This is a genomic window from Plantactinospora soyae (genome assembly GCF_014874095.1).
Classification (GTDB): domain Bacteria; phylum Actinomycetota; class Actinomycetes; order Mycobacteriales; family Micromonosporaceae; genus Plantactinospora; species Plantactinospora soyae.
In genome coordinates this window covers 7,160,834-7,178,363 of record NZ_JADBEB010000001.1, presented here as the reverse complement: position 1 = coordinate 7,178,363, position 17,530 = coordinate 7,160,834, and the positions used below count along the sequence as shown (strand labels likewise).

Annotated in this window: 20 protein-coding genes; 11 read left to right on the top strand and 9 right to left on the bottom strand. The window is 68.9% G+C overall.

What is annotated here, in order from left to right; genetic code table 11:
- Window positions 1-555: 555 nt before the first annotated feature.
- Complete coding sequence (locus H4W31_RS31430) at window positions 556-1,095, top strand: hypothetical protein (protein ID WP_192769938.1); 540 nt, start codon at window positions 556-558, stop codon at window positions 1,093-1,095.
- A gap of 250 nt (window positions 1,096-1,345) precedes the next feature.
- A complete protein-coding gene (locus H4W31_RS31425) occupies window positions 1,346-2,239 on the top strand; it encodes an SGNH/GDSL hydrolase family protein (RefSeq protein ID WP_192769937.1) in 894 nt (297 codons plus the stop codon).
- A gap of 512 nt (window positions 2,240-2,751) precedes the next feature.
- Here the strand turns inward: H4W31_RS31425 and H4W31_RS31420 are convergent.
- Complete coding sequence (locus H4W31_RS31420; RefSeq protein ID WP_192769936.1) at window positions 2,752-3,042, bottom strand: antibiotic biosynthesis monooxygenase; 291 nt, start codon at window positions 3,040-3,042, stop codon at window positions 2,752-2,754.
- Window positions 3,043-3,535: 493 nt separating this feature from the next.
- On the opposite strand from H4W31_RS31420, the gene H4W31_RS31415 reads away from it, so the two are divergent.
- Window positions 3,536-4,315, top strand: coding sequence for a class I SAM-dependent methyltransferase (locus tag H4W31_RS31415; protein ID WP_192769935.1), 780 nt, complete (start codon window positions 3,536-3,538; stop codon window positions 4,313-4,315).
- Between the two features lie 169 nt (window positions 4,316-4,484).
- Here the strand turns inward: H4W31_RS31415 and H4W31_RS31410 are convergent, their stop codons facing one another.
- Window positions 4,485-4,862 carry a cyclic-phosphate processing receiver domain-containing protein gene (locus tag H4W31_RS31410; protein ID WP_192769934.1) on the bottom strand — a complete coding sequence of 126 codons (378 nt, stop codon included), beginning with the start codon at window positions 4,860-4,862 and terminating at the stop codon, window positions 4,485-4,487.
- Between the two features lie 281 nt (window positions 4,863-5,143).
- Between H4W31_RS31410 and H4W31_RS31405 the strand changes: the two genes are divergently transcribed.
- Both H4W31_RS31405 and H4W31_RS31400 read left to right on the top strand, forming a co-directional pair.
- The gene (locus tag H4W31_RS31405) at window positions 5,144-5,401 is read left to right on the top strand and encodes a hypothetical protein (protein WP_192769933.1); all 258 of its coding nucleotides are present in this window, start codon (window positions 5,144-5,146) and stop codon (window positions 5,399-5,401) included.
- 154 nt (window positions 5,402-5,555) lie between these two features.
- The gene (locus tag H4W31_RS31400) at window positions 5,556-5,873 is read left to right on the top strand and encodes a hypothetical protein (protein WP_192769932.1); all 318 of its coding nucleotides are present in this window, start codon (window positions 5,556-5,558) and stop codon (window positions 5,871-5,873) included.
- Window positions 5,874-5,939: 66 nt separating this feature from the next.
- Here the strand turns inward: H4W31_RS31400 and H4W31_RS31395 are convergent, their stop codons facing one another.
- Window positions 5,940-6,434, bottom strand: coding sequence for a putative immunity protein (locus H4W31_RS31395; RefSeq protein ID WP_192769931.1), 495 nt, complete (start codon window positions 6,432-6,434; stop codon window positions 5,940-5,942).
- A gap of 169 nt (window positions 6,435-6,603) precedes the next feature.
- A complete protein-coding gene (locus tag H4W31_RS31390) occupies window positions 6,604-7,479 on the bottom strand; it encodes an alpha/beta fold hydrolase (protein WP_192769930.1) in 876 nt (291 codons plus the stop codon).
- 200 nt (window positions 7,480-7,679) lie between these two features.
- On the opposite strand from H4W31_RS31390, the gene H4W31_RS31385 reads away from it, so the two are divergent.
- Window positions 7,680-8,231: a hypothetical protein gene (locus H4W31_RS31385; RefSeq protein WP_192769929.1), complete on the top strand. Its 552-nt coding sequence runs from the start codon at window positions 7,680-7,682 to the stop codon at window positions 8,229-8,231.
- Between the two features lie 107 nt (window positions 8,232-8,338).
- Here the strand turns inward: H4W31_RS31385 and H4W31_RS31380 are convergent, their stop codons facing one another.
- From H4W31_RS31380 to H4W31_RS31365, 4 genes are all read right to left on the bottom strand, one after another.
- Window positions 8,339-9,133: an SDR family NAD(P)-dependent oxidoreductase gene (locus tag H4W31_RS31380; protein WP_192769928.1), complete on the bottom strand. Its 795-nt coding sequence runs from the start codon at window positions 9,131-9,133 to the stop codon at window positions 8,339-8,341.
- A 199-nt stretch (window positions 9,134-9,332) separates the two neighbouring features.
- Entirely contained in the window at window positions 9,333-9,731 is a 399-nt protein-coding gene (locus H4W31_RS31375; RefSeq protein WP_192769927.1) for a transcriptional regulator, read from the bottom strand.
- A complete protein-coding gene (locus tag H4W31_RS31370) occupies window positions 9,731-10,204 on the bottom strand; it encodes a hypothetical protein (RefSeq protein WP_192769926.1) in 474 nt (157 codons plus the stop codon). The genes H4W31_RS31375 and H4W31_RS31370 overlap by 1 nt, the downstream gene beginning before the upstream one ends.
- Window positions 10,205-10,621: 417 nt before the next feature.
- Window positions 10,622-11,089 (bottom strand): heme-degrading domain-containing protein, encoded by a 468-nt coding sequence (locus H4W31_RS31365; RefSeq protein ID WP_192769925.1) that lies wholly within the window; start codon window positions 11,087-11,089, stop codon window positions 10,622-10,624.
- Between the two features lie 169 nt (window positions 11,090-11,258).
- Between H4W31_RS31365 and H4W31_RS31360 the strand changes: the two genes are divergently transcribed.
- The 5 genes from H4W31_RS31360 to H4W31_RS31340 all read left to right on the top strand — a co-directional run bounded on the left by H4W31_RS31360 (window position 11,259) and on the right by H4W31_RS31340 (window position 16,715).
- Complete coding sequence (locus H4W31_RS31360; protein ID WP_192769924.1) at window positions 11,259-11,681, top strand: acyl-CoA thioesterase; 423 nt, start codon at window positions 11,259-11,261, stop codon at window positions 11,679-11,681.
- 76 nt (window positions 11,682-11,757) lie between these two features.
- On the top strand, window positions 11,758-12,519 hold the full coding sequence (locus H4W31_RS31355; protein ID WP_192769923.1) for a DUF6928 family protein: 762 nt from the start codon (window positions 11,758-11,760) through the stop codon (window positions 12,517-12,519).
- Window positions 12,520-12,910: 391 nt separating this feature from the next.
- Window positions 12,911-13,576 (top strand): TOPRIM nucleotidyl transferase/hydrolase domain-containing protein, encoded by a 666-nt coding sequence (locus H4W31_RS31350; protein WP_225945767.1) that lies wholly within the window; start codon window positions 12,911-12,913, stop codon window positions 13,574-13,576.
- A gap of 98 nt (window positions 13,577-13,674) precedes the next feature.
- Window positions 13,675-14,229 (top strand): PadR family transcriptional regulator, encoded by a 555-nt coding sequence (locus H4W31_RS31345; RefSeq protein WP_192769922.1) that lies wholly within the window; start codon window positions 13,675-13,677, stop codon window positions 14,227-14,229.
- Window positions 14,226-16,715 (top strand): excinuclease ABC subunit UvrA, encoded by a 2,490-nt coding sequence (locus H4W31_RS31340; protein WP_192769921.1) that lies wholly within the window; start codon window positions 14,226-14,228, stop codon window positions 16,713-16,715. Before H4W31_RS31345 ends, H4W31_RS31340 begins: the two co-directional genes overlap by 4 nt.
- Before the next feature lie 94 nt (window positions 16,716-16,809).
- On the opposite strand, the gene H4W31_RS31335 is transcribed toward H4W31_RS31340, so the two are convergent.
- Entirely contained in the window at window positions 16,810-17,457 is a 648-nt protein-coding gene (locus H4W31_RS31335; RefSeq protein ID WP_192769920.1) for a TetR/AcrR family transcriptional regulator, read from the bottom strand.
- Window positions 17,458-17,530: the final 73 nt, after the last annotated feature.

Below are 17,530 nucleotides of genomic sequence, written 5' to 3'. Positions count from 1 at the left end.
GCGGGGAGCCGTCGCGCCCGGTGACCGGCCGTCCGCCCTGGTCGACGTCGGGAGGTGCCGAGATGTGGACGCCTGGTCTATCCTGCGAGTCGTGATCGACCCCCGTGCAGCAATGAGCGCCGCGTTCCACCCCCTTTAGTGGCCGCATTCGCGGCCCCGGAAGGGGTCAACCATGTCTCGTACGGACAAAGACGGTCCGCATCATCCGCGAACCGGCCTGCGCTTCCTCGTCGGCGGAGGTGGCCCGCCCCGCTGGTTCATCGATCACGTCTGGGCCGGCAGGGAACGTCAAGCAGCACGAGTCGCGTGCCGAAATGCCTCCAAGGAGTATCGCGGCGACGGGGTCGTGGACACCATCCCCACCATCCGGCAGCATCGCCACAACGCCCAGTGGCTCTGGTGGTGACGCCAACGTCCACATCGTCCAACCAGCATCTCCAGCAGACGCACTCTGCACCGTCACAGTCAGCAGTTGGGTTCGGCGTCCGCTCCTGGCCGAACAACGGACGCCGCCGCGACCCTCCAGGCAGTAGACGGTCAGGTAACCTGCTCCGAATGACAGACCCGACCAATGTTCACCCGGTTCGTGTCGTCCGGGTTGGTGACCGGTGCGCCGAAATCGACGAGATGCTGGCGCCGCTGGTCGAGGCACTCTGGCGCACCGGGTTCAAGACTCTCACCAGCTGCCAGGATGCCGGTGAGAGCAACGCGGACTGGGTGAACCTGTTGCCGCACATGGTCGAGTACGTACAGTCCCGCAAGGGGTGGGCCTTCATTGACTTTCCCATCCAGGACGGCCTCCGGTTCCTCACCGCCATCGCACAGGCCGGACCGCGTGACGCGTTCTACGTGCGGATGACGCACTGGGCTGCTCCGCATGCCTGGGACGTCAAGGTCAGACCGATGGACCTGGCGATGTTCGACGAGGCCGAACCATCGAGCTTCGCGATGCGGCTGCTGCAGGTCTGTTTTCCTGCCTCGGACCTGCCTGAGATCCTTCGACGGCTCGGCCGCCACGAAGCCGGTGAACTCGTTCCACCCGCACCTACCGACTGGACGACGGTTGGCCGGCCTCGGCCGGTGACCACCGTTTGACTGCTTCGGGGTCGACAACTGGTGCGCCTGTGGCGGCGACACCGCAAACGCCGTGTACGACGCATAACTGCGGATCGGCGTTCCGTCCTCAGGTGGTGGGGGACGGTACCGGGTTGGTCAAGACCGGCCGTGCACCCTCCAACTCCACACCTCGGAACGACATTTAGTGAGAGCCATCCATATTGACGTCCGGCGTCGGTGGCGACAGGATCTCGGCACCACCTGCAACGTGATCCCTCTGGGAGGCGTCATGACCCGTCCCCGCCTGCGGCTCCTGCGAGCGGCCACCCGGCTGGCCGCACTCGCCGTGGCCACCGCCGGCGTGCTGCTCGCCGTCGCCACACCCGCAAATGCCGCGGTACCCGCCGGCCGCTACGTTGCGCTGGGCGATTCGTACACCGCGGGTCCGCTGATTCCCACCCAGGTCGACCTGAACTGCCTACGGTCGAGCCGAAACTACCCGTCACTGGTCGCGGCGTCCGCCGGCTCGTCCTCGTTCGCCGACGTGAGCTGCTCCGGCGCTACCACGGACGACATCCTTTACGGTGGCAGCGGTCAGTTGGGCATCACGGTGCCACCGCAGCTCAGCGCGGTCACGCCAAACACGGCGCTGGTGACGGTGCAGATCGGCGGCAACGACATCGGCTTCTCCGGCATCATCAGCGCCTGCGCGGAGGCGAGCCTCAGCAGTCCGCTCGGATCGCCGTGCAAAAACCGGTACACCGCCGGAGGCACCGACCAGTTGCAGGCCCGGATCGCCGCTGCCGCACCGAAGGTGACCACCGTGCTGCAGGCGGTCCGCCAGGCCGCGCCGGGCGCGCGGGTCGTAGTGCTCGGGTACCCGGCGATCCTGCCGGACACCGGATACGGCTGCTGGCCCGTGGTCCCGATCGCCTACCAGGACGTGCCCTACCTGCGCGGCATCGCCAAGTCGCTCAACGCGATGCTGGCCGGCACCGCGACCGCGAACGGCGCCACCTACGCTGACGTCTACACCCCGTCGATCGGCCGGGACGCCTGCAAGAGCAGCGGCACCCGGTGGGTCGAAGGGCTCGTACCACAGAACTCGGCCGCTCCCTTCCACCCGAACGCCCGAGGCGAGCAGGGCATGGCCAGCGCCCTGCTCGCGACCCTGAACGGCTGACCGGGCTCGCGGTCGGTCGAGCCGGTCAGCTGCGCTCCGACCGGTCGCAGGGTCACGGTGTCCGATGCCATTGTGATCTCCACGTTTCCAGTGGCGGCCGAGAGTGCCACGGACAGCTGCGTGACGATCTCGATGCGTTTGAACACCAGAGTCAGTCCGCACAGGACCTGAGCCAGTCCGCAGGTGCCGACCACGATGGCGGCCAGTGGCACGACCACCTGCGCGTCGAAGGGCATGCTGCCGCCCTGGAGGATGATGCCTGTTGTGCCGGTGGCCGGCACGGCCAGCGCGGTGGGCAGGGCCGAGACAACGGCGACGACCTGGCGGCCCGGGACGAGCGATGAGGTCGGCCACCATCACCAGGGCGGCGTACTGCAGGAACCAGGAACCGCCGATCGCGTGCCGGGACCTGCGCCGAGCCGTACACCTTGGTCAGCGCGTCAATCTCGATCATGTCATCTCCTCGATGAGGCGAACCCGGCCCCGGACTCCCGGGGCCGGGGCAGGCGTGGTCAGAGCTCGGCCAGGACCTCGATGTCCTCGGCGGTGACGTCGCGCACCAGCGCGAACGCCTCGGTGGCCGCGGCGGTGCCGGGCACGGCCTGGCGGGCCGACCGGAGGCTGGCAGCAGAATCCCAGCGCCAGATGCCGACCCACGTCCCGTCGTCGAGCCGACCGAGGCGTGCCTCGGTGAGGCCGGGCAGCGCGGCCCTGATCGCGGTGACCAGAGCAGCGTGCTGGGCTCGAACCTGCGCTGCGTCGGCGGGATCGGCCTGAAAACGGGTGATGCTGATGAGCGCCATGACTTAGACCCATTCTTTAGAGTTCACTTCTAGTGACTGAGTCTAGAGTTAAACTCTAGTCATGGAGGTTGTCAAGCGGGCGCAGAAGGCGCGCTCGGGGCAGACGCGCGCGAGGACCTGGACATACCGCCTGATACGTCGCGGGTACGAACATCGGTTCGAGGGCGGGTTGCGCCGATGGGCAGGACCTTGGACGGGGCGTCCGCGAGCGCCCCCGGGGTCGCCGCGCCGGAGCCCACGACAATCCCCCGGTATCTCGCCTCACACAGGGGGCGGTCAAGGCGCGTGTCGGTAAGCCGGGCGTACGGGCGGGACCTACCGGTGGAGGAGGCGGCCGACTTGCTGTACGGCTCGCTCAGCCCCGAGCTGTAGCTGCTGTTCGTACGCGGCCGGCGACGGCCGCCATCATCTGGTCGACGCCGTCAGGTTGTGACGAGAACCGTGATCTCATTGCAGCGGTAGAGGTACCTGCGGCACAGATAGGGGTAACCACATGGAACAGGACGCGCGGCTGCGTCACGCCTCGTCGTTCGGCTCAGCGGCGGTTGCGTACGCCGAGCACCGCCCGGACTACGCGCCGGCAGCGGTGCACTGGGCGCTGGAGCCCGCGCCCGGCCCGCGAGTGCTGGACCTCGGCGCCGGAACCGGCAAACTAACTGGCACACTGGTCGCGCTGGGCGTCGACGTCACCGCGGTCGAACCCGACCCGGCGATGCTGACCGAGCTGCGCCGTGCCCTGCCGGCTGTCCGTGCCCTGCCGGGTGGAGCCGAGGCGATACCACTGCCGGACGCGTCCGTCGATGCGGTGCTGGCCGGGAACGCCCTGCACTGGTTCGACATGGCCGTTGCGGGGCCCGAGATAGCCAGGGTCCTCGCGCCCGGCGGCATCCTGGCCGGACTGTGGAACGTCATGGACGACCGGGTCGACTGGGTTGCCGGACTGGAGCGGGTCAGCGGGGCCGCGGCCATCGGCCCGCGTGACACGCTCAGCAACTGGCGCGCCGCGACGGCAGGCTTGCACCTTCCGGACGTTGGCCTGGTCGCCCAGTTCGGCTCGCCGGAGCAGGCCGAGTTCCCGCACGGGCAGCGTCGCACCGCCGACTCCCTCGTCGCGACGATCGCGACACGCGCGGGGATGCTGGTCATGCCAGAACAGGAACGGGAGGCCGGACTCGGTCGAATCCGCGCCTTTCTCGCGAGCAGCCCGGAGACCACAAGGGACCAGTTCACCCTTCCGATGCTGACCGGCGTACTGCGCGTCCGGCAGCTGTGAAGAGTGATCGGCCACTCGATCGTCAGGTAAGCGCGTCGCGGGTTCGTCGACCCGCGTCCGCGCGGGCCGACGTCGCCCTGACCGGGCCGCAGAGCCCTTTCACCCGGTGAACTCACACGCCGGGATCCATCCGTGACCCGAACATGACGGCAGAGGGGTACCCGGCCGATCACTGCGCGACAGGAGGCCCACCCAGATAGCCAACTTCGCTCGATCCGGATACGACACGTACGCGATATCCCCAGCGCCCAAGAGCCTGCGCCATCCTTGCGGCACCGGTTGGGTTGGCCGAGTGCACGTAGACTACGCCGACATCGAACGGATGCCCTTCGAAGGCCGCCAGTTCCAGCATCTCCACGACCGGCCAGATCGTGTCGTCCTCACCAAGATCATGGTCAAGCCACAACTCGTCCACCCGCTGTGTACGTTGGCGCCCCAACAACGCCACTCCATCTCCGCTCGTACGGGCCACCTCGGCACTTCGGCCGTCGACGAACGAACGCAGGTCGTCGATCAGAAGGATCCGCCGGGAATCGCTGGTAGCCACCGTGTCATGGTGCCTCACGCGACCACCGGGTACGCACACGCGGTGCGACTGTCACGTCGCCGAGCGGGCGCCGGGACTCCTGCCCGGAGCCGACCCCGTCCCGTCAGGGTGGATGTCCGTTCGACGGAGATCGTGCTGGCGGATCAGCGCCGGAGTACCGCCGGTTGTCTGGAGCCGGAACGGGCACACCCGTGTGAGCCTTACTTTCACGTTCTTCGATGTCCCGGGTCCCGGCTCGACGGGGAGTCTGTGCGCTGTGGACGGTAACAAGAGGAGGCTTCATGCGTGGACACAGATGGGCGACCCTGGTAGCAGCGGTGACGCTCGCACTTGGCGGGCTGCTCGGGATCGGCGCCGCTCCGGCCGCTGCGGACCCGGTGGGCGGCACGTTGCGTAACGTTTACTCCGACGGCCAGTTCTGCAACAGCTATGGCAGCGAGGGTGTACAGGCCGGCTTGTGGAGCTGGTACTACTGCGAGTACCGCCAGTACGGACCCAGCGCCCCTGGTTTCTACTTCCTCTGGTCCTTCACCTACTAGAGGCCTGAACCTGCCACTGCCGGGCGCTGCGCGCCTGCCTGGACAGGCGCTCCCGCACCCGTTCGGCCACCGCTGGGTCGACCAGCCCGGCGGTGGCCACTCGCTCCTACGGAGTGACGGCCCACTCCTGCGATGCTCGTCTATCGTTCTGTCTGTGCTTCGGGTGGGCGGCAGGGCGAGCTGCTGGGTGTTGGTCGTCGGCGGTGCCGTGTTGACGGTGGGGGCCTGGGCCGCGTACTGGTGGTTGGCCGTGCCGCGCCACGAGATCTGTGCGATGACGCTTCCGGCGCCCGCCGGCTGCGGCTCCGGCCGGGTCCCCGTTGCCGCGCTCTGGTCTGTCGTCACCCTGGGGCTCTACGGCGTTGTGCTGCTCTCTGCGGTCAGGGCACCCAGACGTCGGTGGGGGAGCGTCGCTGTTCTCGGCCTGATCATTGGGGCCGTCTGGGGATACTTCTCGGTGCTCCACGCCTGACGGTCGATCGTGGCCACCCCTTCTGGCCCAGCCCCACTACAGTCGGCCAGCCCATGGGTCATGGCACTAGAAATCCTCGTCCTTCCTGACGGTGATGAAGATGCCAGTTCGACGTGTTTCGATAATCACCCGTGCAAGGAATTCCTGCTTGAGGTCGTCGGAGAGCTGCTGTGCCTGCCACTCGCGCTCCGTCGTCGCGGCAGTCTCAGGCTGCTCACGATCTGCTGCCGCCACAGCTTTGAGTGCGTAGTAGGAACCGCCGAAGGCGTGTTGCGGCACGTGCGCCGTCGCTACCGCCTGTCCTGCGGCACGGGCGGCGAAGCAGGCCGCGTCGTCATTCCCCTTCGCCGTCCGCGCCGCCGCGTGAGCGTCAAGGGAGGCTCCACGAATCTCCGCCATCCTGAAGACGCCCGTGTCAACCCAACTACGGCAAACCTCGATGGCCCGTCGGGGCCGCCCATCCTCCGGGTGTGCCCGCTCGAAGAGCGGAAGTACCCGCTCGGCGCAACCTGCGGCCCACGTGGCCATCAGGCGCTGGTGTTCCCTGCTGTACCTCTTCACCACCACGACCCTACGACAGCGCATCGCAGCGGAGCATCCCAGCCCGTAGCCAGACCAACCGGGCAAACCTTCGCGGTCACCGCGTCCAGCCGGCCGACATCCACGGCACCGAAAACTCCGGTGAGCCGATTCTGGACAGCGGCTTCGCCGGCCGGCAGGCCCGCGACGGTCAGCCGGCGTCCAGCACGCCGCGCAGCCTCGTCGCGAACTCCTCCGGCTTGCCCGCGTAGCCGAACCGGCCATCGAGAAAGCCGCCGTGGTGGCTCGGGAACACCACGGCCTCCTGGCCGAGCAACGCCGCGGTGGCTACGGCCGTACGCGCGGTGTACGTTTCCGCCGACTCCTCGCCGACCGCGATCACGACCCGGGTCTGTGCCGCGCCGAGCGTGCTCGCGTCGGGGCGGTAGTCGCTGACCGCCCACGAGTTCTGCGACAGCAGCGGATCGTCTCGGCTGCCGTCGTCGTCGGTCGACATGCCAAACGCCGCTGGGTCGGGCTGAGGCTGGTCGAAGTAGGCGTCGGTGAACTCGCCCTGCCAGGATGTCATCGCGATGAACGCGGCCATGCCGGCGCCGGTGCCCCTCGTCTGGTACGCCTCGTGGAAGGCGGCCCGGGCGCGCTCGGCGGCCTTCGCGTCGGGGAGCACCGCGTTGATCGGCGGCTCGTGCGCTACCAGCGTGACGACGTCGCCAGGATGGCTCGCGACCAGTTCGAGCGCGGTCACCGCGCCACCGCTGCTGGCGAACACGTCGACCGGACCGGCGCCGAGCGCCTCGATCAGCAGGTGCAGATCGTCCGCCTGCTGCTGCGGTGTGTGGTCGGACCGGCCGTCCGTGCGGACGCTGCGGCCCAGGCCTCGTGGGTCGTAGGTGACGACCGTGCGGTCGGTGAAGTATGCGGCGAGCGCTTCGAAGCCGTCCGCCGTCATCGGCTGGCCGATCATGAGCAACGCGGGGCGCCCGCCGGACGGGGGGAGCGGGCCGCGGACGTCGTAGACCAGGTCGACGCCGGGTGCGGCGAGGATATGCGTCTGTGGGTTCGTCATGTCGGTGAGACTACGGCCGGCGGGAACGGGTCGTGGGGTCATGTGCGCGGATCGGGGCCGGCGATCAGGTGACGCGTCAGTGCCCGGTCGGGCGAGCACGGGGCGGCCATCGTCGATGCCAAGCGGCCATCGTAGATGTCACGATGACTCACGTTTATCCGTTCTCGCCATCGGCGGTTGACCGCCCTAGGCTTGCCCGCATGTCGCACCCGACGCCCGACACGCGCTCGGCCCGCAAGCTGGTGTGGGCCTCCGACGAAGTGATCGGCCGCATCGCACAGCAGGTTCAGCCGGAGGTCAGTCTGCCGAGAAGGACCGTGCTGGCAGCGACAACCGCCTTTGTCTTCACCTGGCCGCCGGCCTTCATCGTGTTCGCCGCCACGACCATCGCGGCGCCGTCGGTGACCGACGATGCCAGCCTCGGGACAGCTGCCCTCTGGGCGCTGCAGTTCGCCATCCTGATCGCGATCGGGGCGGCGGTCACGACGCTGGGGCGGGGTGCCGCCAAGCTCGACACGGCCGGCTCGGACATGCCGACCGGAGGAATTCTGCGGCGTGTGGTGACGCACGTGCTGCTCACCTGCTTGAGCGCGTGCCTGGTGCTGGCACCGCAAGGGCTTTCCGTCAGCCAGATCGCCCTGTTGACGGTCGTGCTTCTTGTCGTGCTGCACCTGCTGCCCGTGATCGTCGCCAGGCTGTTGCAACGACTCCGTAGGCACCGTCAGGCCAGCCTGTCCGACCCGGTACCGTGACTGTTCCCGCCTGACGACCCTGCCCAGGTTTAGGAGTGCTCCGGCCGACCGGACCCCGACGCAGGTCCGCCTCCCGTCGGACGCCGTCCACGGATGGTAGGGACGGTTCAGGCCAGCAGCTTTTCGGTGAGGTCCATCAACCGCGCGGCGTCATGCGGGTCGAGGGTCACAAAGCTGGGCGGAAGTCGCTTGTTCCGGTCGACGGCGGTCAGCGGCGCGGCCGGCGGCGCGTCCAGGAACTGGTGAATCGGCGCTACCGCGTCGGCAACGGGTCGGGCCACCACCGACGCCGCCGCTAGCAGCCCACGGACCACCAGCGGAAGCGAGCTACGATCGCCGCTCCTGGTGAAGCCGGGATGGTAGAGCACATATCGGGCTCGGCTACCGGACCGCTGGGCGAAGCCCACACCGAGCAGATCGTTGGCTCGACCGGCCTGCAGCTGTGCGGCGACTACCGAATAGCCCGACGCCAGCTGCGGGTCGGCCCAGCGCACCCCGCCTCTGGTGACCCCGACACCGGCGATGTTCACGATCACCGGTCCGGTGGCCCGGTCGAGGGCCGGACGCAGGCCGAAGCTCAACAGATAGCGACTGAGGTAGTAGAGCGCGAACGTGCGTTCCAGGCCGTCGACGGTCACGGTGCGGCGTGGGGCCACCGCGTTGGCGAACAGCGTCAGTGCGTCGACGACCTGGTACTCGGCGAGGATGTGCTCGACGACCTGCCGCGTCTCGGCCACGCTGGACAGGTCGACGGGAAGGAAGGCGATCGAGCCGCCGGCCAGCGCCTCGCCGCGTTCACGGTTGCGACCGAGCACCAGGACATGGTCGCCGCGTTCGGCTCGCCCGAGCGCGAGTGCCCGTCCCATCCCGTTCGTGCCGCCACTGATTACCACGACGCCCATGTCGCTCCCCTCTACCGATGGCCGTTGCCGTTGCTCATCCTGGGCCGACCGCCAGAGAAGCCGAAAGAGGGCACTTTCTTGTCCACAAGGAGCACGGGTGTACGTGCCTGGCTGCGCAACCACCGCTGCCGAGGTCCGTTCCGGTCTGGTCCCACCTGATGCTTGACGTTTCCGTCCCGGCCAGCGTCGGACCGGTGGCCTAGGAGATCTTGGAGATCGTGTCGTCCGACAGATCGACTGATGCGACCATCTCGGAACTGTCGGCCGGCTCACTGGCGTGGCTGTCCGGCGTGGTCAGCGCCGCTGACGCCTGGGCGGCGGCGACGATCTGCTGCAGTGCGGCCGCGTGGCGCTGAAACGCGTGCCGTCCGTGCGCGGTGAGCTGGACGGAGGTACGCCGTGCCCGGCGTTGCTGATCTTTGCGAACGTTGACATATCCGGCCTCGGCCAATGCCGAGACATGCTTGGACAGCGCCGAATCGCTGGTCCCGATCGTGTCCCTCAGGAAACTGAAATCCACCCAGGCGGCCGGCGCCAGCAGGGCGACGATCGACAACCGTGCCGGGACGTGCAGGAACTCGTCGAAACGGGGGTCCATCAGGCGCGTCGGCTCTCGCGCAGCACGATCTTCTTGAAGGTCCGGCGGATCAGGGGCGTTATCGCGACGTAGGTCGCAGCCGTGGCGGCAGCGGCGAGCGTGCCCTGCGACAGCAGTCCTTCCGGCGGCAGAGCCATCCACGCCCAGGCGGCGATCCGGAAGACGCCGAACAGCAGCATGAGCCCGGCCGACACTCCCACCCAGAACAGCCACTCCGGGCCAGTCGGCTTTCGCTGCACGAGGGCCCGTTGTTCGTGCACGATCCCCACTCCGAGGAAGAGCCCGAACCCGGACAGGAGGGCGGCGGTACGCCAAGGGTTCTGGAGATCGACGGACGCCAGGCCGGCAAAGAGTCCCAGTGCTGCGAGCGGGACGTACGGGGGGATGACGCTCTGGCGGACGATCTGCTCTCGAGTCTTGTCCTGCAGGCGTTGGATGTCGTCGAGCGAAAGCTGGGCATCTCGGGGGTTCATGGGACCTATCTTTGATCATTGGACTGCTTTCCTACAAGGAAAGTCGTCGTGGCTTTCCTCACAGGAAAGCAGTCGTTCGGAGGCGGCGGCCGGTACGTCGGCCCACGGGTCGACGGCAAGCGCCCGCGCAGCCAGGGCTTCAGCTCCCGCGCCGTCGGGCCGGCGTTGGCCTCAGGCGACCCGCGCTGCGTCAACGTCCCGCTCAGCACCGGGTTCTGCCGTGATCCCGGCGGTTGCGGCTCGACGGTTGGGGGAGTTAGGCCGTTTCGCGGCCCGTTCACCAGGAGCGGGATCCCCCGGAGCCTGCCCCGACTTGAAGGGTGCTTGCTGCGCCAGGGCTAGGCGGGACGGCGCCGCGTGCCGGCGGCCGGCCCCCAGACGTACTGGGCCCGGGCGCATCACGCAGGGCAGGCGACCTTATACCTCGGAATCCTTGGACCTCAGGAAGAGTCCGAGGGCCTCGACGACGAGGCGGTGGTCGTCGAGCTGGGGCAGACCCGAGACGGTGACCGTGCCGATCGGGCCGGTGCCCCGGAGGATGATCGGGAAGCAGCCGCCGTGCGCGGCGTACAGGGCCGCTTCGAGGTGGGCTTGTTCCTCGAAGGTGGTGCCGCGGTCGCGGTAGCCCTGGCCCACGAGGTAGGAGCTGTGCCCGAATCGGCGGACGACGCGGATCTTGCGTTCGATCCACTCGTCGTTGTCAGCAGAGGTACCGGCCAGCGCGTAGTGGAAGATCTGGTGGTCGCCGAGGCGGATGTCGACGGTGACAGCGTGACCACGTTCTCTGGCCAGGCCGACCAGGCGACTCCCCAGGTCCCAGGCGTCGTCATGGTCAAAGCGGTCGAACTGGAGGCGTTCTTCCTGCTCCTGAAGCTCTGGCGTCACGGCGTACCGCTCCCTTCCTCGATCGTCAGAACGATCTAAGCAGAGGACGAACCGGCGAGTGGCATCGCGGCTGAAGCCGGGCGGTGTTCAGCTCGTCCGGTGGACCAGTCCGGTTGTTCCGCTCCGGCCGGGGCCGGTCACCGGTCGCCGGCCATGGCAGGATCGGGCGATGGCTGACGTGTTTCAGGTGCGCATCGCGGTGCGTGGCTACGAGTTGGACCTCCAGGGGCACGTGAACCAGGCCGTCTACCTGCAGTACGCCGAGCACGCCCGCTGGCAGTGCTTCCTTGCTGCCGGGCTGTCACTGGAAGTGCTGCTCGCGGCTGGCGTAGGCCCGGTGGTGCTGGAGACCAGGATCCGTTACCTGAAGGAGTTGCGGGCCGGCGACGAGGTTGACGTCACCTGCCGCTTTGTTTGGGGCGAGGGCAAGACCTTCCAGGTAGAGCAGGACTACACGGGCATCGACAACACACCGATCGCTCAGGTAACCAGCGTCGGTGGCCTGCTGGACCGGGAGCTGCGCCGCCTCGTGCCCGAGCCGGTCGAGCGACTGCGGTCCCTGGCCACCGACACGTCGTACCTGGGGCTGTAGGCGTCAGACGGTCGGTTGCGGTGGTCGCTTTCACAGTCCGCAGCCATCGCGCAGCGAACAAGTGGGGGGAGCGGGCATGGGTGCGAAGACCGCGTTGCTTGCGTTCACTGACGGGGACCTGGTCCCCGCCTTGGATGGCGCGTCGGCCTGCGATCCGGCCGAGTCCGAGGAACTCGTGCGGCGGGCCCACCCGGGGTACGAGGTGACGCGTGTCGGCGACGGCACGCTGCTCGACTGGCCGTACCCGCCGGACGACATCACCTACGCCACCGTGCTGGCCGGGGCCGAACTGCTCTGCGATCGCAGGTTCGCGCTCGATCGTCCGTCCGAACTCCCCGAACACCTGCGTGCGGCCGGCGCCGGTCGGCGGATCATCACGCACGGGATGCATTCCGTGTCGGACTGGCTGGGCCTGGCCGTCTGGGAGGAGGGAAAACTGGTCCGCTCGCTGAGCCTGTCACCGGACGGCGGCATCGAGGAGGACATCGGCGAGCCGTACGACTTCGAACTGCCGTTCTGGGCTGGAGAGCATCCGGTCGTGCCGATTCCCGGATGGCCCGCCCAGGGTCCCTATCCGTTGCCGTTCCATCCGCTGGAGCTGGGTGAGGAGGCGCTACGTGCGCTGTTCGGCTTCGTGATCGAAGGCCGGCCCGGCCCGGGCGACATCGATGCGGAAATGGTTTCCCTGCACGGCTTCCGGGTGACCGACCCGACCGGGCGGGAGCAGGTCGAGCGCGAGGCCGACTACCAGCGGGCGCGCCAGAGGATGGGACCGCCCCGGCGGTTCCGGATGGGACCGGACGGCACGATGCAGGAGATCGACTCCGACGTGCGCTGAGCCGGACCTCGGCTCGGTGCCTCGTCCGTCGTCTGTCCCCGCACAGCCGCAATGGGGCTGGTCTGAGCGCCGCGCGATCGAGTTGGTCGAACGACGGACGGGACTGCCCATGATGGGCGTCGCGGTGACGGTGGTCCCGTGGATGCCGCATGGGCTTGGGTGACGCCGAGCCTGTTCGCGTCGTGGCTGCCAGCTGCGCAGGCGCCGTTAATCGCTTGTCGGCCGCATGCACATTGCCGATGATGCGGCCATGGCCGCGAGCCGACATGTTCACCCGGACGGCACGCCATCTGACGACCACCCGCGTGAGAACGGGCCGTACCAGGACAGCCCGCGGGTTCGGCCGGATGCGCAGGAGCTTCTGCCATCACAACTGAACCGGGAGCCGACCATGGATGTCACCGATCGCCGCGAACGGGCGCGCCGGGCGCTCGATGGGTACGCGAGTGGCCCGGCCGCCCCGGTCCGGGCGACGGCCCAGGCCCTGGCGAAGGTCGACGGCGCGGTTGCCGTGGTGCTCGTCGAGGGTGTCAGCGACCAGATCGCGCTGGAGACGGCCGCGAGGGGCCGTGGCCGGGATCTCGAGGCGGAGCGAGTCGTGATCCTGCCGATCGGTGGGGCGCAGGCGATCGGCCGGTTCCTGACGAGGCTGGGCCCGTTGGGTACCCGGGTACGGCTTGCCGGTCTTTGCGACCTGCGGGAGGCGGAGATATTCCGCCGTGGGTTGGTCGCCGCCCAGATCGGTTCACCCCGCACGCGCGTGGAGATGGAGCACCTCGGGTTCTACGTCTGCGTCGACGATCTGGAGGACGAGTTGATCCGCGCCGTGGGCACGGCGCAGGTCGAAGCACTCTTCGACTCGCAGGGCGATCTCGGGTCGTTCCGCTCGTTGCAGAGCCAGCCGGCATGGCGCGGCCGGGAGCCGGAAGCGCAGATGTGGCGGTTCCTCGGCAGCGGCTCGCGCCGCAAGCTGCGCTACGCGAGGCTGCTCGTGGAGGCGGCAGTGGACCGGAACAACCTGCCCCGGCCGCTCGAATCGCTGCTCGGCGCCGTGTGACCACCGCAGGTCCAGAGCCGTGGAGTGCAGGTCGTCGCCGGCCGAGTGCCCCCGCCTGAGGCCTGGTGCGGAGCGAATAGATTCGTGATACTAGTTTCGTGAATCTATCCAGACTCATGGTGCTGGGTCTACTCGCCAGCCAAGGAGCGCTGCACGGGCATCAGATCAAGCTCATTGCCCGCGACACCGAGGTGGCGCAGTGGGGCGGTATCGGCATCGGCGCTCTCTACCGCGAACTCCGGGTGATGGACGACGAACGACTGGTGCGGGCCGTGGCCGTGGAACAGGTCGGTCGGCGGCCGGTGCGCACGGTGTACGAGATCACCGACGCCGGCCGGCAGGAGCTTCGGACTCTGCGCGAGAGGGCCGTCTGCGAGCTGCGGTTCGGGCCCGACCCGCTGCCGGTCGCCCTGTTGTTCGGCCGGGTTGGTGACCCGAGCGAGCTGGCCGGCTTTCTCGATCGTCGGCGTGAGGTACTGGCCGCCACGATCGCCGATCTGGACGCGGAACGCGACGAGCACCTCGCGCAGGGCCGGATCGGGGCGCTGGACGCGGCGCTGTTCCACCGCCAGGTGATCCTGCTGGAGGCGGAGCTGCGCTGGCTCGACGAGTTCGGCTCGATCCTCACCACGGCAGAGGAGCCGCCGCAATGAACGCCCACAATGCGATCGAGGCGGTCGGCGTTCGTACCCACAACCTGCGCGGAATCGACGTGAGGGTGCCGCATCGGGCCATCGTCGCGGTGACCGGCGTCAGCGGCAGTGGAAAGAGTTCGCTGGTACTCGACACGCTGCACGCCGAGGCGCGGCTGCGGTACGTGGAGGGGTTCGACCCGTACGTGCGGAAGTTTCTCACACCACGCGACCGTCCCCAGGCCGACCGCATCCGTGGGCTCACCGCGACGCTCGCGGTCGACCAGCGCAACGCCAACAGCAACCCGAACTCCACGCTCGGCACGCTGACCGGGCTGGAGGCCTACCTCGGGTTGGTCTTCGCCCGACTCGGACCACTGGCCTCCGGCAACGAGTGGACCGGGCCGCTGCACCCGGCGCAGTTCGACCCGTACAGCCGGGAGGGGATCTGCCCCGGGTGCATCGGTGCCCGCGAGATCGTCCGGGCGGGCCCGGATCTCATTGTGCCCCGGCCCGACCTTCCGCTCCTCGACGGTGGTTCACCCTGGTTCGGCCATCGGCTGTCGAACGAGGAACTCGCCCTGTCCTCGCTCGCCAAGCAGCACGGCACCGACCTGGAGCGGCCGTGGCGGGAGCATCCGCAGGAGTTCCGGCAGGCGGTCCTGTACGGCACCGGCGGCGAGGAGATCGACGTCGTGTACACCGGCAGCAACCGGAGGAAGGGCACCGAGCTGACGTACCGCACCAGGCAGGCGCTCGACGGGGCGGTCGCGGAGATCGAACGGGCGTACGCGGCGGCCGGCCCGGAGGCCAAGCGAGTCTATCTGCCATTCCTGGACCGGCGGGAGTGCCAGACATGCGACGGCACCGGACTCGGTGAGATCGCGCGGACCGTGACACTGGGCGGCAAGACCTTCCGGGACGTGACGGACGAGCGGGTGCTCGATGTCCGGGAGTGGCTCCGGGCGGTCGCCGCCAAACTCAACGATGCGCAGCGCACCGTCGGTCAGGTCCTGGTCCCCGAGCTGGCCGACCGCCTGGAACTGCTGCACCGGCTCGGGCTGGGGCACCTGGAGTTGTGCCGCGGCGCACCGACGCTCTCCGGCGGCGAGCTGCAACGAGCCCGGCTGTCGGCGCAGATCAGCACCGCCTTGACCGGTCTGACGTACGTCTTCGACGAGCCCGGCGCGGGGCTGCACCCGGTCGACAAGGATCACCTCTTCCACATCCTCAGGGAGTTGCGCGACGCCGGCAACACGGTCCTGCTGGTGGAACACGATCCCGACCTGATCGCCCGCGCCGACTGGATCGTGGACCTCGGACCGGGTGGGGGCCGCGACGGCGGGCAGGTGGTGGTCAGCGGCCCGCCCGCCGAGGTCGCGCGCCACCGGCAGTCGGTGACCGGCCGGTACCTGCGGGAGCCGGACTACCGGCTGCACCGCCCGCAACGTCCAGCCCGCGGTGACGACGGATGGCTGGTGCTGCGTGACGCCGCCGCGCACAACGTCTCGGCCCGTGAGGTTCGGGTACCGCTGCGCAGGCTCACCTGCCTGACCGGGATCAGCGGCAGCGGCAAGAGCAGCCTTCTGCACCGGGTCATCGCCGACTCCGTCAGCGCCGGACTGGCCGGGAAGCAGTTGACGGCAGCGAGCAGCGCGGCCGGTCTTGACCGTCTCCGTTGGATCGCCGTGGCCGACCAGCGGCCGATCGGCCGTACGCCGCGGTCGAACCCGGCGACGTACACCAAGGCGTTCGACCTGATCCGCCCGCTCTTCGCCGGCACCGACACGGCCCGCAGTCGAGGACTCGGCAGCGCCTCCGTGTTCTCCTTCAACTCCCCGGGCGGACGTTGTGAAGCCTGTCAGGGACTCGGGCGGGTCAAGCTCGACATGCAGTTCCTCGGCGACACCTACCTGACCTGCCCGCAGTGCGACGGCCGCCGCTACGGCCCGGACGTCCTCGCCGTCCGGTACCGCGGCCTGGCCATCGACGAGGTGCTGGCCACCACGGTGGCCGCGGCCACCGCCCTGTTCGACGAACCACGGCAGCTTCCCGCGCTTCTCCGGGCCATGGTGGACGTCGGCCTCGGCTACCTCACGCTGGGCGAGAGCGGCACCGCTCTCTCCGGCGGGGAAGCCCAGCGGCTGAAGCTGGCCAAGGCGATCGTCCGCGGCCGAGGCGGGCGCGAGCCGGGCCTGGTCGTCCTCGACGAGCCGGTCACCGGCCTGCACCCCGCCGATGCCCAGCGGCTGATCGGCGTGCTCGACCACCTGCTGGACCGAGGGCACACGGTTGTCATGGCCGAGCACGACGCGCATGCGGCCGCCAGCGCAGACTGGATCATCGACCTCGGCCCCGGCGCCGGCCCGGCCGGTGGGCGCATCATCAACGAGGGCACACCCTCGCAGGTCGCACGGGGTACCGGTCCCACGGCTCCACATCTACTGCGACTCACCGGACAGCGGCGCGATCGATCGCCGATGAACGGAGCGGACGACCTGCCGTGACCGGGAGCGCGCTCAGCCGCAGATCGTGTTCCAGCCCCAAAGCAACCAGCGGGCGGCAGGCAGTCCCGAGCCGGGCGGGGCGCGGATGTGCCTGTCAGGCGGTGCCGTAGCCGGACAGGGCGGGTTCCAACAGGTCGAAGGCTTCGGCGGCCTCGGCGGCGATGGTGTGGGCGATCTGGTCGTTGGGGTGTCCGGCGAGGGTGAGGGTTTGGATGCGGTGAAACAGCACGCGGTGGACGGCGCCCAGCAGGCCGGCGGCGGTCTGGACGGTGATGTCGTCGGGGTGGGCGCCGGTCGCCTCGGCCAGGGCTCGGACCAGGTGGTGTTCGCGCTGGTCGTGCAGACCGCGTAGGCAGACCGTCAGGGTCGGACTGTCGGCGATCATGCGGGCGAATTGCTGGCCGGAGAACCCGGCGACCGGGTCCTGGGCGGCCACGGCGTCGGCGAACGCGCGGCGCAGTGCGGCCAGCGCCGACTCTCCTGGACGCCGGGCGGCGACGGCGGCGGCCAGGGAGGCGGCGAACTGCTCCTGGTGGTCCAGGGCCAGGTCTTCCTTGCGGGGGAAGTAGTTGGTGACGGTCTTCTTGGCCACGCGGGCGGCCGCGCCGATCTCGGCAATGGTGGTCTGCTCGAAGCCCTGGGCGATGAACAGCCGGGTCGCGTGGTCGGAGATCATCTGGCGAGTCTCCTGCTTCTTGGTCTCGCGTAGCCCCGTGGTCGCGACGGGTGTGGGGATGGCCATGGACGTAATCTTATCCTCATGGCAAGTTTATGTTGACACCCCTAGCTCCTTGTGGCCATAATTACGTCCGTCG